Origin of the sequence: Gordonia hirsuta DSM 44140 = NBRC 16056, assembly GCF_000333015.1 — a bacterium.
Lineage (GTDB): Bacteria > Actinomycetota > Actinomycetes > Mycobacteriales > Mycobacteriaceae > Gordonia > Gordonia hirsuta.
Genome location: NZ_BANT01000014.1, coordinates 85713 through 99955, shown reverse-complemented (window position 1 = coordinate 99955; position 14243 = coordinate 85713). Strand labels below are relative to the sequence as shown.

General features: G+C 69.1%; 16 protein-coding genes and 1 tRNA gene. 10 read left to right on the top strand and 7 right to left on the bottom strand.

What is annotated here, in order from left to right:
• Positions 1-13: 13 nt before the first annotated feature.
• The 5 genes from GOHSU_RS05560 to GOHSU_RS16220 are packed head-to-tail and all read left to right on the top strand — an operon-like array spanning position 14 to position 4442.
• Positions 14-526 (top strand): DUF2505 domain-containing protein, encoded by a 513-nt coding sequence (locus GOHSU_RS05560; protein ID WP_005938121.1) that lies wholly within the window; start codon positions 14-16, stop codon positions 524-526.
• Positions 523-1320 (top strand): class I SAM-dependent methyltransferase, encoded by a 798-nt coding sequence (locus GOHSU_RS05555; protein WP_005938118.1) that lies wholly within the window; start codon positions 523-525, stop codon positions 1318-1320. Before GOHSU_RS05560 ends, GOHSU_RS05555 begins: the two co-directional genes overlap by 4 nt.
• 28 nt (positions 1321-1348) lie before the next feature.
• Positions 1349-2335: a hypothetical protein gene (locus GOHSU_RS05550; RefSeq protein ID WP_005938115.1), complete on the top strand. Its 987-nt coding sequence runs from the start codon at positions 1349-1351 to the stop codon at positions 2333-2335.
• Positions 2336-2384: 49 nt separating this feature from the next.
• Positions 2385-3200 (top strand): carbon-nitrogen hydrolase family protein, encoded by an 816-nt coding sequence (locus tag GOHSU_RS05545; RefSeq protein WP_005938112.1) that lies wholly within the window; start codon positions 2385-2387, stop codon positions 3198-3200.
• A 9-nt stretch (positions 3201-3209) separates the two neighbouring features.
• Complete coding sequence (locus GOHSU_RS16220) at positions 3210-4442, top strand: LmeA family phospholipid-binding protein (RefSeq protein ID WP_005938109.1); 1233 nt, start codon at positions 3210-3212, stop codon at positions 4440-4442.
• 16 nt (positions 4443-4458) lie between these two features.
• On the opposite strand, the gene purU is transcribed toward GOHSU_RS16220, so the two are convergent.
• Complete coding sequence (gene purU, locus GOHSU_RS05535) at positions 4459-5370, bottom strand: formyltetrahydrofolate deformylase (RefSeq protein WP_024332815.1); 912 nt, start codon at positions 5368-5370, stop codon at positions 4459-4461.
• A gap of 27 nt (positions 5371-5397) precedes the next feature.
• On the opposite strand from purU, the gene deoC reads away from it, so the two are divergent.
• Positions 5398-6072 carry a deoxyribose-phosphate aldolase gene (deoC, locus tag GOHSU_RS05530; RefSeq protein ID WP_005938103.1) on the top strand — a complete coding sequence of 225 codons (675 nt, stop codon included), beginning with the start codon at positions 5398-5400 and terminating at the stop codon, positions 6070-6072.
• Between the two features lie 12 nt (positions 6073-6084).
• Here deoC and sigM read toward each other — a convergent pair whose 3' ends face one another.
• On the bottom strand, positions 6085-6654 hold the full coding sequence (gene sigM / locus GOHSU_RS05525) for an RNA polymerase sigma factor SigM (protein ID WP_005938101.1): 570 nt from the start codon (positions 6652-6654) through the stop codon (positions 6085-6087).
• A gap of 344 nt (positions 6655-6998) precedes the next feature.
• Here sigM and GOHSU_RS05520 point away from each other — a divergent pair, with 344 nt between their 5' ends.
• Positions 6999-7697, top strand: coding sequence for a S1 family peptidase (locus GOHSU_RS05520; RefSeq protein ID WP_005938098.1), 699 nt, complete (start codon positions 6999-7001; stop codon positions 7695-7697).
• Between the two features lie 35 nt (positions 7698-7732).
• On the opposite strand, the gene GOHSU_RS05515 is transcribed toward GOHSU_RS05520, so the two are convergent.
• Entirely contained in the window at positions 7733-8485 is a 753-nt protein-coding gene (locus tag GOHSU_RS05515; protein WP_005938095.1) for an SDR family NAD(P)-dependent oxidoreductase, read from the bottom strand.
• A 43-nt stretch (positions 8486-8528) separates the two neighbouring features.
• Between GOHSU_RS05515 and GOHSU_RS05510 the strand changes: the two genes are divergently transcribed.
• Positions 8529-9668, top strand: a complete 1140-nt coding sequence (locus tag GOHSU_RS05510; RefSeq protein ID WP_005938092.1) for an ROK family transcriptional regulator — start codon at positions 8529-8531, stop codon at positions 9666-9668.
• Positions 9669-9695: 27 nt separating this feature from the next.
• On the opposite strand, the gene otsB is transcribed toward GOHSU_RS05510, so the two are convergent.
• The 4 genes from otsB to GOHSU_RS05495 form a co-directional block, all read right to left on the bottom strand.
• Positions 9696-10475, bottom strand: a complete 780-nt coding sequence (gene otsB, locus GOHSU_RS05505) for a trehalose-phosphatase (protein ID WP_005938089.1) — start codon at positions 10473-10475, stop codon at positions 9696-9698.
• A gap of 64 nt (positions 10476-10539) precedes the next feature.
• Complete coding sequence (locus tag GOHSU_RS05500) at positions 10540-11943, bottom strand: alpha,alpha-trehalose-phosphate synthase (UDP-forming) (RefSeq protein ID WP_005938086.1); 1404 nt, start codon at positions 11941-11943, stop codon at positions 10540-10542.
• A gap of 6 nt (positions 11944-11949) precedes the next feature.
• The gene (locus GOHSU_RS17005; protein WP_005938083.1) at positions 11950-12123 is read right to left on the bottom strand and encodes a hypothetical protein; all 174 of its coding nucleotides are present in this window, start codon (positions 12121-12123) and stop codon (positions 11950-11952) included.
• 75 nt (positions 12124-12198) lie between these two features.
• Positions 12199-13608 carry a threonine/serine exporter family protein gene (locus GOHSU_RS05495; protein ID WP_024332814.1) on the bottom strand — a complete coding sequence of 470 codons (1410 nt, stop codon included), beginning with the start codon at positions 13606-13608 and terminating at the stop codon, positions 12199-12201.
• A gap of 6 nt (positions 13609-13614) precedes the next feature.
• Between GOHSU_RS05495 and GOHSU_RS05490 the strand changes: the two genes are divergently transcribed.
• Positions 13615-13689 (top strand) — tRNA-Thr (locus tag GOHSU_RS05490).
• 162 nt (positions 13690-13851) lie between these two features.
• Entirely contained in the window at positions 13852-14241 is a 390-nt protein-coding gene (locus tag GOHSU_RS16715; protein ID WP_155820973.1) for a hypothetical protein, read from the top strand.
• The last annotated feature ends 2 nt before the right edge of the window (positions 14242-14243 follow it).

The following is a 14243-nucleotide window of genomic DNA, read 5'->3' as shown; positions in this document are numbered from 1 at the left end:
TACGGAACCACTGATGGCTCGACGGCTCAGTTATTCGGCCCGCTACGACTTCGCCCCGGAGCTGCTGTATCGGGCCCAGACCGAACGCTGCTACTGGCAGGAGCTGGCCGACGGTTTCCGGATGCTGACCCCGGTCTCCGAACTGGCCGAGTTCAGCTCCGGCCCCGAGGGTATGCGTGTGGTCCTGACCCAGGCGATTCCCCGCAACATGTTGCCCCCGCTGGCGCAGACGGTGCTGGCCAAGGACATGATGATCACCCGGACCGAGACGCTGGGCGCCTGGGATCCCGAACAGACCCGCGGCGACTATTCGGCGTCCGTCCCGGCCGGTCCCGGTTCGCTGACCGGTCGCCAGGTGCTCGTGCGCACCGAGAGCGGATGCACGATGCGTAAAACCACCGAGGTGAAGGTCTACATCCCGTTCATCAACGCCAAACTCGAGCAGTTGATGCTGCTCAACCTGGTCGATCTGTTCCGCGCCGAGGCCGAATACTCGAAGTCGTGGGTGGATAAGAACCTGCGGTGAGCGATGCCGACCGGGCCCGGTCGTCGCAGGTGTCCGGCCGGATCACCCGCGGCACCACGAACCTGAACAGGCTCCGGCGGGTGGATCGCTGGATCTGCGCCGATCCTCGTATTCGCGCGGTACTCGCCGCCGCCGAACGACCGCTGGCGGTCGACCTGGGATACGGTGCGCGTCCGTACACCGCGCTGGAGCTGGCGGCGCGGCTGCGGCAGGTGGTCCCGGACATCGAGTTGGTGGGGCTGGAGGTGGATCCGGAGCGGATCGCCGCTCCGCGCGACGGGGTGCGCTTTGCGCTCGGCGGTTTCGAGCTGGCCGGGCTGCGGCCCCACCTGGTGCGCGCCTTCAATGTGCTGCGCCAGTACGACGAGGATGAGGTCGCCGATGCCTGGGCGCAGATGTGTGCGGGCCTTGCACCCGGCGGCTACCTGGTGGAGGGCACCTGCGATGAGATCGGCCGCCGCGCCTGCTGGATCCTGCTGGATACCCACGGCCCCTGTGAACTGACCCTAGCCTGGGCGCCGGCGCACAGTGAGCGGCCCTCGGACCTGGCGCCCCGGCTGCCCAAGGCGCTGATCCACCGCAACGTGCCCGGCGAGCCGATTCACCGGCTGCTGGCGGCTGCAGACCGCTGCTGGGACCGGGCCGCCGGACACGCCCCGTACGGTCCGCGGATGCGCTGGCGGCAGGCGCTGACGCTGTTACGTGCCGAGGGGGTGCCGGTGCGCACCAGCCGTCGTTCCGGTATCGACAATGTGTTGACCGTGCCCTGGTCGGCGGTTCGCCCGAACAGATGACGTCGGTCCCGCCGATTACGATGACGCCATGACGGAAAGTGATGATCGGGGCGCGGGCGGCGGCGCGGCCGAGGGCGGTGCACCGCAGGACCCGACGCGCGCCCAGCATGCAGACGAACCGGCGACCCGGGCCTACACGACGCCGGACATCCCTCCCGTCGACGGCTACACCGACGAGCAGGCAGCTCAGACGCAGGTTGCCGCGGCCTACAGCCAGACTGCCGTCGGGCACGTGGGCCCCTCGCCGCAGGACCACTACCTGCACGACTCCACCCAGCAGGCCCAGTACCCGCCCGCCGAGTATCCGCCGGCCGACTATCCGCCGGCGCCGTATTCGCCTGCCCAGTATCCATCGGCCCCGTATTCGCCTGCCCAGTATCCGTCGGCCCCCTACCCTCCCGCCCAGTACCCGCCCGCCCAGTATCCGGTGACCGGGCAGCCGGGGCGCCAGTCGAATGCGGTGCCGATCGCCCTCGGCGTGGTGATCGTGCTGCTGCTGGCGGTCGCCGGCGGCATCGCCTGGGTGCTGCTCGGCGATGACGACACGACCGGGAACGACACCGCCGGACCGGCGACGCAGACCCACTACGTCACTCCCGACGGGGACGACCCGGCCGCCTCGCAGGTCGCCGTGTCACCGGTGGATCAGTTGCGCAACCAGGCCCAGCAGGACCACGGTGAACTGTCGGGCGGGCTGAACAACACCTGGACCGCACAGCTCAGCGCCAAACAGCCGGGCCTGTTCGCCGAGAACCGGGTGTGGTCGGAGTCGGACATTCTGGCCGAACACGAGCAGCTCCGGTCCCGATTCCCCCAAGCGCGGCTGCTGTGGAGCACCGACTGGCCGGTGTTCACCAGCAACGGTTGGTGGATCACGGTGATGGCGGGAGACTTCGCCGGCCCGGAGGCGGCCAACGCCTGGTGCCGCAGTAACGGTTTCGACCCGGAGCACTGCTTCGCCAAGCTCGTCCGCACCAGCGGCGGCACCGACGGGACCACGGTTTACTGGAAGTAGCGTCGGCGGACAGCTCGGCCGACCTGGCCCGACAGGAGGGGAGACGACGATGCGAATCGCACTGGCGCAATGCAACTCCGGAACCGACCCGGCGGCGAATCTGGAACTGATCGCAGCACTGACCCGGGAGGCGGCCGCCGAGGGTGCGGAATTGATCGTTTTCGGTGAGGCGATGATGAGTCGTTTCGGGGTGCCGCTGGGTCCGATCGCGCAGCCCCTCGACGGGCCGTGGGCGCGCGGTGTCGACGCTGTGGCACAGGAGACCGGAGTCGCGGTGATCGCCGGGATGTTCACCCCGTCCGGCGACGGCCGCGTGCGCAACACCCTGGTGATCGCGGTCCCCGGTCGGCAGCCGGCCTCCTACGACAAGATCCATCTGTACGACGCCTTCGGCTTCCAGGAGTCGCGAACGGTGGCCGCTGGAGACGAGCCGGTGGTGGTGGAGATCGCCGGGCACCGCGTGGGGGTAGCCACCTGCTACGACATCCGATTTCCGGCCCTGTTCACCGAGCTGGCCCGGCGGGGAGCCGAACTCATCGCGGTGCCGGCCGCCTGGGGTGCCGGGCCCGGCAAGGTGGCGCAGTGGCAACTGCTGGCCAGTGCCCGCGCACTCGACAGTGCGACCTTCGTGGCGGCGGTGGGACAGGCTCTCCCCGACGAGGAGGAAGTGCAGTCGACGGCGGCGCCGACCGGTGTCGGCCACAGTCGAATCTCAGATCCGTTCGGTAGCGTGGTCGCCGATTACGGTTCGGGACGCCACCTGGGGGTCCACGAGATCGACCTGTCGGTGGTCGGGAAGGCGCGAGCGGCGTCGGCCGTGCTGGAGAACCAGCGCGACATCCCCCGATCCGGCACGAACCACTAAAGGGGCCAGATGAGCGAGAAGAACGAGGATACCGGCGACGCTCCCGAGTCCGCGGCCGCCGCAGCGCAGAACGAGGTGACCGCGACTCCCGAGTCTGCCGCCGATGCGACCCCCGCCCCGGAGTCTGCCTCCGCGTCGGGACCCGCTGCCGGCCGGATCGATACTCCGGACGTCACAGCCGACTCGGTGCCGGCAGAAGACGCCGTCTCTGCCGCCGATCCGGTGTCAGCCACCGACGACGAGGCGGTGGGACCGGAATCGGGCCCGACCGATCGGCTGCCGGCAGCCGGGTCCGAGCCGACCACCGATGAACTGCGGGCCCAGCCCGGGCCGCCGCCCGGCGATCCGGTGACCGGCCCGATGACCAAACGACTGCCCGGTACCGGGTTCACCCGCATCGATGATCAGGTGCCGGTGATCGCCGACGACCAGCCGCCGGTGCCGGACCCGGCCGATCAGGTGGTGCGCAGCCGTCCGCAGCGCAAGAAGATGTGGCGCACCGCCGCACTGATCACCACCGCGGTGGTGCTCCTCGGCGTGATCGCCGGGGTGGGCACCGAACTGTATCTGCGGCACCGGGTCACCAGTTGTCTCGAGTCGGCGTTCACCAATCTCACGGGCACCTCGACCACCGTCTCGGTACCGCGCGGGCTGATGCTGGGTGCCTGGTTCAGCGGTCACGTCGACTGGGTCCAGGTCGATACCAACGACGCCTCGTCCGGCAGCGCGATGCGTCTGCATGCCCGGGCCGACGAAGTGGCACGGGACGGCCGATCGGCGCAGAGCCTGCGGGGCACCACCTATATCCCGTACAGCCGGGTGCAGGAGTTGGCAGACCAGGGCAATGCGGCCTCCGGTGGCGCCGAGGCCGCGCAGATCCAGTCGATCACCGGCAACGGTGACGCCGGAACCATCACGATCGACTCGTCGTACCGGATGCTCTTCCTCTCGGTGCCCGCAACGGTCGTCCTCAAACCGGTCACCACCGACAACGGCAACGTCGACTTCCGTGTCGAAGAGGCCAAGACGTTCGGGATCGGATTGCCCAACAACTTCGCCCAGCAGATCGTCGATCAGGTCGCCGAGGGCATGTTCGGGCCGCTGTTCACCCAGATCAAGGTCAAGAACCTGAAGGTCACCGATCAGGGCGTCGAGTTCTCATTCGCCGGCGACGATGTGAACCTGCAGGCGGCCAGTGTCGGCGGCGGCAACCTGGTGACCGGCGCCGACAAGTGCACCTGAGTCGGTAACGGCCGCGTCAGGCGAAGACCACGGTCTTGCGGCCATGCACCAGAACGCGGTCCTCCAGGTGCCAGCGCACCCCGCGGGAGAGCACCAGCGTCTCGATGTCCCGGCCCTGCCGGACCATGTCCGCGGGAGTCTGCTCGTGGTTGATCCGGCCGACGTCCTGCTCGATGATGGGTCCGGCATCCAGGTCGGCGGTGACGTAGTGACAGGTGGCCCCGATCAGCTTGACCCCGCGATCGAACGCCTGGTGGTACGGGCGCGCGCCGATGAAGCTCGGCAGGAAGCTGTGATGGATGTTGATGGCGCGTCCGGCCCACGCCTCGCACAGGTCGGCCGGGAGGATCTGCATGAATCGGGCCAGCACGATCGCATCGGGTGAGTGAGCGTCGACCAGCTGCTGCACCTGCGCGAAGGCGGCGGCCTTCCCTTCCGGATCGCCGGCCGGGAACGGGACGTGGTGGAAGGGCACGCCGAAGCGCGTCGTCGGCAGTTCCAGATCCAGGTGGTTGCCTATCACCGCGTCGATCCGGGCCGGCAGCTCGCCGCGTTCGGCGCGGGAGAGCAGATCGGTGAGGCAGTGGCTGTCCTTGCTCACCAGCAGCACCACGGACTTGGGTTCGCCCGAATCGGTCAGCTGCCATTCGGTCTCCGGGCCGAGGCGGGTGGCCACGGCGGCGAAGCGTTCCCGGATCTCCTCGACCGGCATCGGCACCGAGTCGGCGCGGATGGCCTGGCGGGTGAAGAACCAGCCCGAGGTGGAGTCGGAGTGATACGCGGCCTCGGTGATCCAGCCGCCGATCTCGGCGATGAATCCGGAGAGGGCGGCGACGATGCCGGTGCGGTCCGGGCAGCCCAGGGTCAGGACGAAGGTGCGCCCGTCCGCGGGCTGGCGGATCTCGGGCCGGGTCTCAAAGGCGTTCACCCGGTCCAGTGTGCCAAGCTCGAAGATGTGACTGAACCAGTACTGCGCCGCTCCGACGTCGCGGCCATCGTCGACCACACTCTGCTCAAGCCGGAAGCCACCCGCGAGGATGCCGCCGCCACCGCGGCCGAGGCGGCCCGCCTGGGCACCTATTCGGTGTGTCTGTCACCGTCGATGCTGCCCATCGATACCGGTGCGCAGAAGACCTGCGTCGTGGTCGGCTTTCCGTCGGGGAAACACCATTCGCTGGTCAAGGCGGCCGAAGCGCGCCTGGCCGTCGACTCCGGTGCCGACGAGATCGATATGGTGATCGACATCGGTGCCGCCGTCGACGGTCGGTACGACGAGATCTTCGCCGAGATCATCACCGTTCGTGAGGGCGCCGGGGACGCAGTGCTGAAGGTGATCGTCGAGTCGGCCGTGCTGCTGGACACGATCGGTCCCGACGGGCTGGCCGAGGTATGCCGCCGGGCCGTGGCCGGCGGCGCCGACTTCGTCAAGACCTCGACCGGTTTTCATCCCGCCGGCGGGGCCAGCGTGGAGGCGGTGCGGATCATGCGGGAGGCGGTCGGGACCGGCGCGGGTGTCAAAGCCAGCGGCGGTATCCGCGATAGCGCCTTCGCGGCCGACCTGATCGCGGCCGGAGCCAGCCGGCTGGGGCTGTCCGGGACAGCCGAGGTGCTGTCCGGTTTTCCCGAATAGCGGTGCGGCGGTTCAGCAGTCGTCGGTCTTCAGGTGGCCCAGAACCAGGGCCAGCTTCAGCCGGCCGCGGGCGCAGCGGCTCTTGACGGTGCCCACGGCCACACCGAGCAGCGAGGCGGTCTCGTCGATGGTGCGGCCCTCGATGTCGACGGCGACGATCGCCTCGCGTTGACCGGCCGGGAGGACATCGAGTGCCCGTCCGATCGACAACCGCAGGTCGATCGCCTCGGTGAAATCTTTCGCACCGCGATCGGGGGCCTCGTCATCCCAGAGCGGTAGCGGACTGGTGTCGTGGTAGCGACGCCGGCGGATCCGGTCGAGACCGGAGTTCACCACGATCCGGTGCATCCAGCACTGCACCGACGAGTCGGCCCGGAATCCCGCTGCAGTGCGGATGATGGACACGTAGGCCTCCTGGAGTGCATCGGCGGCGTCGTCGGTGTCTCCGGTGGTGCGCAGGGCGATCGCCCACAGATACCGCTGGTGCCTTTGGAACAACGTGGCAAAGGCGTCCCCGTCGCCCCTGGCGCCGGCCCTTAACAGGTCGGCATCGCTGACAGTGTCGATGATCCCCCGAGTCATGCGAGTGACTGTAAGCGGGATGCCCGGAGCCGTTAAGGCCTTTTCGGCAGGGTTGTGGACAGTCGTGATGAGTGTGCATGCAACGGTTGACAGATCCCTGAAAATGGGCTTCTGAGCTGCGTGAACACTGTGTTGTGCGGGCCGCGGCGGCCGGCTGGGCGGCCCGGAGATGTTCGTTCCTTCGGTTGGGATGAAGCCTCATTGCATCGATCCGTTTCAGTCAACGGCGTCGACCGATCGTTCTTCACTCTGCACCGGCTCGTCGAACCCGGGGTCCGCGGACAGGGCTACCGGCCGGTAGGCTCGGGACGCTGTCGCACCGAAACTTTCCAGGGAGCTGTTTGATGACCGTGCTGCGCCGGACCGTGCTGGTTCTGCTGATCGCCGTGCTGGCCGTGATGTCGCTGGGTCTGGCCACCGGCTCTGCGCAGGCGGCACCGAAGGTGAACGTCGGCGGTGGCACCGCCATCGTCCTGGGCGGCAAATACCAGTGCACCATGACCGCCGTCGGCCGGGACCGCAGCGGCGGGCTGGTCGGGCTGACTGCGGCGCACTGCGCCCAGGGCGGCAACTACAACGTCAGCGTGCGCGGTAAACGCGCCGCCGGAATCATCGGGCGGGTGACGCTGCTGAGCAAGGGCGGAGACTTCGCCGTGGTCGCCCTCGATGCGGCCAAGGTGCGGCCGGTCCGCTCGGTCGGCCAGGCACGGATCAGCTCGGTGGGCCGGGTGCCGTCGTTCGGTACCAATGTCTGCAAGATGGGGGCCACCACCGGCTTCACCTGCGGTCCGATGCTGCAGGAGGGCAGTGTCCGCACCACCAGCTATGTCTGCGCCGCCGCCGGTGACTCCGGCGGACCGGTGCTGCACGGCAGCCGCCTGGTCGGCATGCTCAACGGTGGTCAGCGGATCGGCGGGGTCGCGCTGCAGTGCCCGATCGCCGGGTTCCCGATCTTCAGCCCGATGGTGGCCACCAAGATCTCCGACATCCTGGCGGTCCTGCACCAGTACGGCCGCGCCGGAGCGGGCTTCCGTCCGATCTGATCGGCGCAGCCCCGCCTGTGCGGCCCGGTCCCGGGCTATCCGGTGCGGACGTTGCGGCGGGCGTCGGCTTGATCGCGCGGTTTGAGGACGATCTGGTCGAGGTTCACGTGCGGTGGCCGGGAGGCGGCGAACGCGATCACCTCGGCGACGTCGTCGGCGGTCAGCGGGGTCAGTCCCTGATAGACCTGATCGGCGCGGTCGGTGTCCCCGTCGAACCGGACCAGAGAGAACTCGGTCTCGACCATGCCGGGGCAGATCTCGGTCAGCCGCACCGGACTACCCAGCAGTTCCCCGCGCAGTGTCCGATGCAGAACGCCCTGCGCGTGTTTGGCCGAGGTGTAGCCGGCGCCGTTGTCGTAGACCTCCAGGGCCGCGATCGAGGTGATCGTCACGATCAGACCGTCACCGGAGGCGATCAGCGCCGGCAGGAGAGCCTTGGTGATGCGCAGGGTGCCCACGACGTTGGTCTCCCACATCCAGCGCCAGTCGTCCAGGTTGGCCTCACTGACCGTCGCCAGCCCCTTGGCTCCGCCGGCATTGTTCACCAGCACGTCGACACGTTCAAGGGTGGCGGCGAAACGCTCGACCGACGCGGCGTCGGTGACGTCCAGATACATCGCGCGGCCGCCGATCTGCTCGGCCAGCTCGGTCAGGCGGTCGACCCGCCGGGCCCCGATCACCACCTCGTAACCGTCCCGGGCCAGGGCGCGGGCGGCGGCGGCACCGATACCGGAACTGGCACCGGTGACGACGGCGGTCTTGCGGGTGGAGGCGGAAGAAGACGTCATAGAAGCAGTCTAGGCCGATGCGGCGGCTGCTAAGTTCGAGGTCATGACCGGCACCGGGGTGGTTGCGGCGAAGCTGCGCGTGGGGACGGGGCCAGCCAGTCTGGTGCTCAATGCACTCCGGGTCGGCGGTCCGTCGGTCCGGGATCAGGTGGCGCAGCGGACGGGGTTGTCGGCGGCCACGGTCAACCGGCAGATTACCGCGCTGACCGCTGCAGGGCTGCTGGACGAGCGCCCGGATCTGCTCGATGGCCGGGGCGTCGGCCGCCCCAAGGTTCCCCTCAGCCTCGACCGCGACCGCTTCTGCGTGGCCGGCATCCACATCGGTGCGCGCCGGACGGCTCTGGTGATCGCCGATATCGGCGGCCGGACTCTGTACAGCCACGCCATCCGGACACAGGAACTGTCCGGAGTGGCCGCGGAGGTCGCCGTGCAGCGGCTCTGTACCCAGCTGGCCGAACTGGCCGCCCGGTTCTCCGGGCGGCAGCTGCTGTGGGCCGGGGCCGCACTGGGCGGATCGGTCGATGCGACGACCGGGACGGTGGATCATCCGATCCTGGGCTGGCGATCCCAGCGGCTGGGGCTGCGGCTGCACGAGACCCTCGGAGTTCCGGTCTCGGTCGCCGAACACGTCCAGGCCATGGCCGCAGCCGAACTGCTGCTCGGCGGTGAGGTGGTCCCGCACGGTGCCGCACTGTTCTTCTACGCCCGCGAGACCGTCGGGATGGCGATGATCATCGAAGACGAGGTGCACCAGCCCACCCGCGGCGCCGGGTCGATCGCGGCGCTGCCGGTGGCGCCGGGGCCGCTGGACACCGCTCCGGTCGCTCCGCTGCAATCGGTGATCGGGACCGCGGCCCGCAAGGCCGCCGCGGCGCGACTGGGCTGCAGCGACGACGCCACCGCCCTCGACGATGCCCGGGCGCGGGTCCTGGGGGAATCGGTGGCGGTGATGCGCGATGTGATCAACCCCGACTCGGTGATCGTGGCCGGGGATGCCTTCGCGGCCCATCCACGCGGCCTGGAACCGGTGCAGGCCGCTTTCGACGCGGCGACCACCACCGGCTGGCCGCTGGAGATCGTGCCGACCCGCTTCGGCGTGCACGTTCCCGAGACCGCCCCGATCGCAGTAGCGCTGGCCGAGGTCTACGGCGATCCGCTGGCCGTGGTCGGCAGCGGGCACTGACGCCGCGGACGCACCGGGATCTGCGCGTCAGCGGCGCTGCGCGGCGACATAGGCCAGCACGGTGGTCACATCGTCGGTACCGGGCACCCGGAACTGTGCGGCGGTGTGCCCGTCGCCCACCTTGATGCCCACGTCGGTGCCGCCGTCGTCGGTCCGGCGCAGATGGGCGAAGGCCTTCTCGTCGGTGACGTCATCACCCAGATACAGCACCGCCTGGGCGCCGAAGGACTCCCGCAGACGGTCCAGGGCCAGGCCCTTGCTGGTCTCGATCACCGCCAGCTCGATCACGGCCTTACCGGCGGTGATGTGCACACCCGGCCGGCCGGCCGGCCCGGCGTGCGCCAGTTCCAGCGCCGCCTCGGCATCCTCGGGCGCCGCATTGCGCACATGCAGGGTGGTGCTGGCCGGTTTGACCTCGACGTCGGTGCCCGGGAACTGGGCGGCGATCGAGCGGAACTCGGCGATGATCTGCTCGAGCAGCGCGGCCTGTTCGGCAGTCAGCGGCTGATCGAATCCGGTGTCGAACTCGGCGCCGTGGCTGCCGACAAGGACCAGCGGATCACCGGCACCGGACATCGCGGCCAGATTGTCGCGGGCCCGCCCGGAGACCAGGGCGGCCAGGGTTCCAGGCCGCTCGGCACAGCGGCTCAGGGCCGCCAGCGAGTCCGGATTCGGGAACGCCTGGTCGGGAGTGGGCTGGATCGGTGCGATGCACCCGTCGTAGTCCGAGGCCACCAGGACCCGGTCGAGGGCGCAGAATTGGTCGAGTGCCTGCCGCAGCTCGGGATCGATGTGGTCGGTGCTCACCGCGTTGCTCTCCTCCTCTACGGCGCCGGCGCTGCCTGCTCCGGTGTGCCCGATCGACGGGCCGTCAGGACTTCAGGGTCTGCAGGAAACTGCGGGCCCACTGGTCGACGTCGTTGTTCATCACCTGATCGCGCAGCAGCGTCATTCTGCGGCGGCGCTCGGCGTCGTCGTCGGTCACCGCGGCGACGATGGCCGCATCGGTGGACACCGGATCGTACGGATTCATCAGGTACGCGTCGCTCAGCTCCATGGCGGCACCGGTGAATTCGCTGAGCACCAGGGCTCCGCCCAGGTCGTCGCGACAGGCGATGTACTCCTTGGTGACCAGGTTCATCCCGTCGCGCAGCGGTGTCACCAGGGTCGCATCGGCGGCGACGAAGTAGGCCAGCAGCTCATCGCGGGGGACCGGCTGCAGCAGATAGCGGATGGGCGGCGCCGCCGCGGTGCCGTAGGTGCCGTTGATATGGGCGACGGTGCGCTCGACCAGATCCCGCAGCCGGGCATAGCTCTCGACGTTCTCGCGGCTGGGACTGGCCAGCTGCACGAAGACGGTGTCGGCCGGATCGAGGCGGCCGTCGGCGAACAGTCGCTGCAGAGCCTGCACCCGCACGTCGATGCCCTTGGTGTAGTCGAGCCGGTCGACGCCCAGCAGCAGTGTCTTCGGATCGCCCAGCTCCTCGCGGATCGCCGCGGCACGCTGGGCCACGGCGTCGGTGGACGATTGGGCGGCCACCGACGCCGAGTCGATCGAGATGGGGAACGAGCCGACCCGCACGGTGCGGTCCGACAGTGCGACGGTGCCGAAGTCGGTGCGCACACCCACCGGGCCGGTGGAGGCGTCGGCACCCAGGATCCGGCGCGCCAGCGTCAGGAAGTTCTGTGCGCCGCCGGGCAGATGGAAACCGATCAGATCCGCACCCAGCAGCCCTTCGAGGATCTCCCGGCGCCACGGCAACTGGCTGAACAGCTCGTACGGCGGGAACGGGATGTGCAGGAAGAAGCCGATCTTCAGATCCGGCCGGTCCTGTCGAAGCATCGCCGGCACCAACTGCAGCTGGTAATCCTGCACCCACACGGTTGCGCCGGGCGAGGCGGCGGCCGCGGCGGCAGCGGCGAAGCGGCGGTTCACCTCGACGTAGACGTCCCACCAGTCGGCCCGGTACTCGGGTTTGACCAGGACGTCGTGGTACAGCGGCCACAGCGTCGAGTTGGAGAACCCTTCGTAGTAGTCCTCGACTTCGGCGGCGCTCAGCGGTACCGCGTGGATGTCGATTCCGTCCACGTGCGGGCGATCGTCCGCGTCGGTGCTGCCGGTCCAGCCGACCCACGCGCCGGGCTGGCTGTCGAAGACCGGGGCCAGGGCGGTCACCAGACCGCCGGGCGCCCGCGTCCACGTGACGGTGCCGTCGGCGGCGGTCTGCTTATTGACCGGCAGGCGGTTGGCGACGACGACGAAGTCGGCGGTCACGGCGGCTCAGTCGTTCTCGACGTCGTCTTCCGGGGCGATACCGAGCATGTTGAAGAGCATCACGCATTCTTCGGCATCGGTGGCGTAGGCGGCGACCACCCGGCGAGCGGCCAGGGCGGTCTCGTCGGCCAGGGTGTCCAGGTCTTCTTCTTCGACGACATCAGTGGTTTTGGGTGGCATGGGCACCATTCTACCTGGTTGCGGCAGTCTGTCCGGAATCGTGTCGTTCGGAATCGCGGTGGGGAACGCGCAGGCCTATGGCCGGCGCAGCTGGCTGATGTTGTGCAGTACCGGCGGCAGCTTCGGCCGGCGCAGCCGGCGGGCCGCGAATTCGCCGAGGGTGACCCCGGCGGCCAGGGCGCAGCCGATGCCGAAGGCAGAGGCCATATCGATGCCGCCGGTACCGCCGTCGTTGTTCAGAAGCTGGTACATACCGCGATACAAGGTCAGGCCGGGCAGCATCGGGGTGATGCCGGCGATCCCGATGACCAGCGGTGGTGTCAGCGAGCGGCGGGCGGCCAGGCCGCCGAGAAGGCCGACCAGGACCGCGGCGATAGCATAGCTCATCAGCGGCGCGTGCACGATCAGACTGATCGAGCCCTGCACCCCGGCGCCGAGCGCTCCGGCCATGATCGCGGCGGGGATGGCGCGTCGTTCGGCATAGCTGGCCAGAGCGAAACCGCCGGCCACGATCGCCCCGCCCACGATGCGTGTGGGCAGATCCGACGGCGCGAACCGGGCGATCGAACTCAGTGGGGGCAGCATGATGTCGAATAGACCGACGAACCGCACCGCCAGGGCTACGCCGACTAGGACCCCGCCGGTGAGGATCAGGACCTCGGTCAATCGGGCGGTACCGGTCAACGGCGCCCCGGTGATGGCATCCTGCACGGCGCCGACCAGTGAAAGGCCGGCCAGCAGCACGACGATTCCGGCGGCGATGATCTGGGACGGATAGGCGCGTATGTCGGTAGCGGAGAACAGCTGGAACATCAGCGCCGCGGGGATCACTGCGAGGAAGCCGCCGACCATCTGCTGGAAGAACATCGGGGTGCCGATGCGATTGAGGCGCCGGTTCACCAGGATGATCACCACCGAGGTGACGAAAGCGGTCAAACCGATCAGCCGGCCGACCCCCAGGAAGACGACGATGCCGTAGGCCATTACGCCCCAGGCGACGGTCGACATCCAGTACGGGTACGGGTGGCGGGCGGCGACGATGGAGTCGACGATCCGATGGGCCGAAGCGGCGCTGAGGGCGCGGTTGCGGATCAACCTGATCAGCCGATCGGTCTCGGCCAGTCGGGTGAAGTCCAGTGATCGGTAGTAGACGGTGCGAACAGCGGTGATCGGCGGCAGGGTGCTGCCGCGCCGGGCGCAGATCAGCACCCGGTTGAAGGTGACGTCCACGTCGACGTCGTCGAGCCCGTAGACGCCGGTGACGAACTGGACCTGGTCGGCGGTATCGACCGCACCGGTCCCCGAGTCCAGCAGGACCGCGCCGACCCGGGCGGCCAGGTCGAGCACTTCGGTGATCGCCGCCTCGTCGTGCAGGTCGATCGGCTTCCGCGGGGCCACCACGATGGCGCCCGGCTCGATGGTGTCGATCGTGGCGTGCCTGGAGCCCAAAAGCCGGTCCAGTGCGCGCCGGATATACTCAGCCACGCGCACGCCTCCTTAGCTCAGTGGTAGAGCACCGCTCTTGTAAAGCGAAGGTCGTCGGTTCAAATCCGACAGGGGGCTCCACAACCGCCCGGGCCAGAGTATCTGCTCCGGCCCGGTCGGCGCTGCCGAGCGCATCCGAACGCCTCACGCGTCTTCAGTCCTGCCGTGAGTCTGCTTCCGGTCCTCACGGGACGGGGTGCCCATCGAAGTTCGCCGCCGCGGTTCTGGCCCGACGGTGCAGCGGTGGGTGAGGACGTCTGCGCTGATTGCGATGGGCGGCTGTCGACGTTCCATGGCGGCCTCCTGGCGATCGTGGCCTCGATGGTAGTCACCGGTGCCCGCTGCATCCCGCTCACGCAGGTCCGGTCAGGAACAGGCGCGCAGGCCGGAGGCCACGGCGACGTCGGCGTCCGCGACGGCCAAAACGCTGTTGATGTGTGCACCGGCCAGTGCGCCGAGGCCGGATTTCACGCCGCGACCCATGCCGTCGGGCAGGTCCTGCATGGGCAGATCGAGTCCGTCCAGGCCGGCGGTCCGTGCCTGCATTCGGGTGGCGACCGCGAGAACCCGGCGTGCGATCACCCGACCGTCGTCCAGACGGATCCCGACGGCACGACCGGCGGCCTCACCTGACG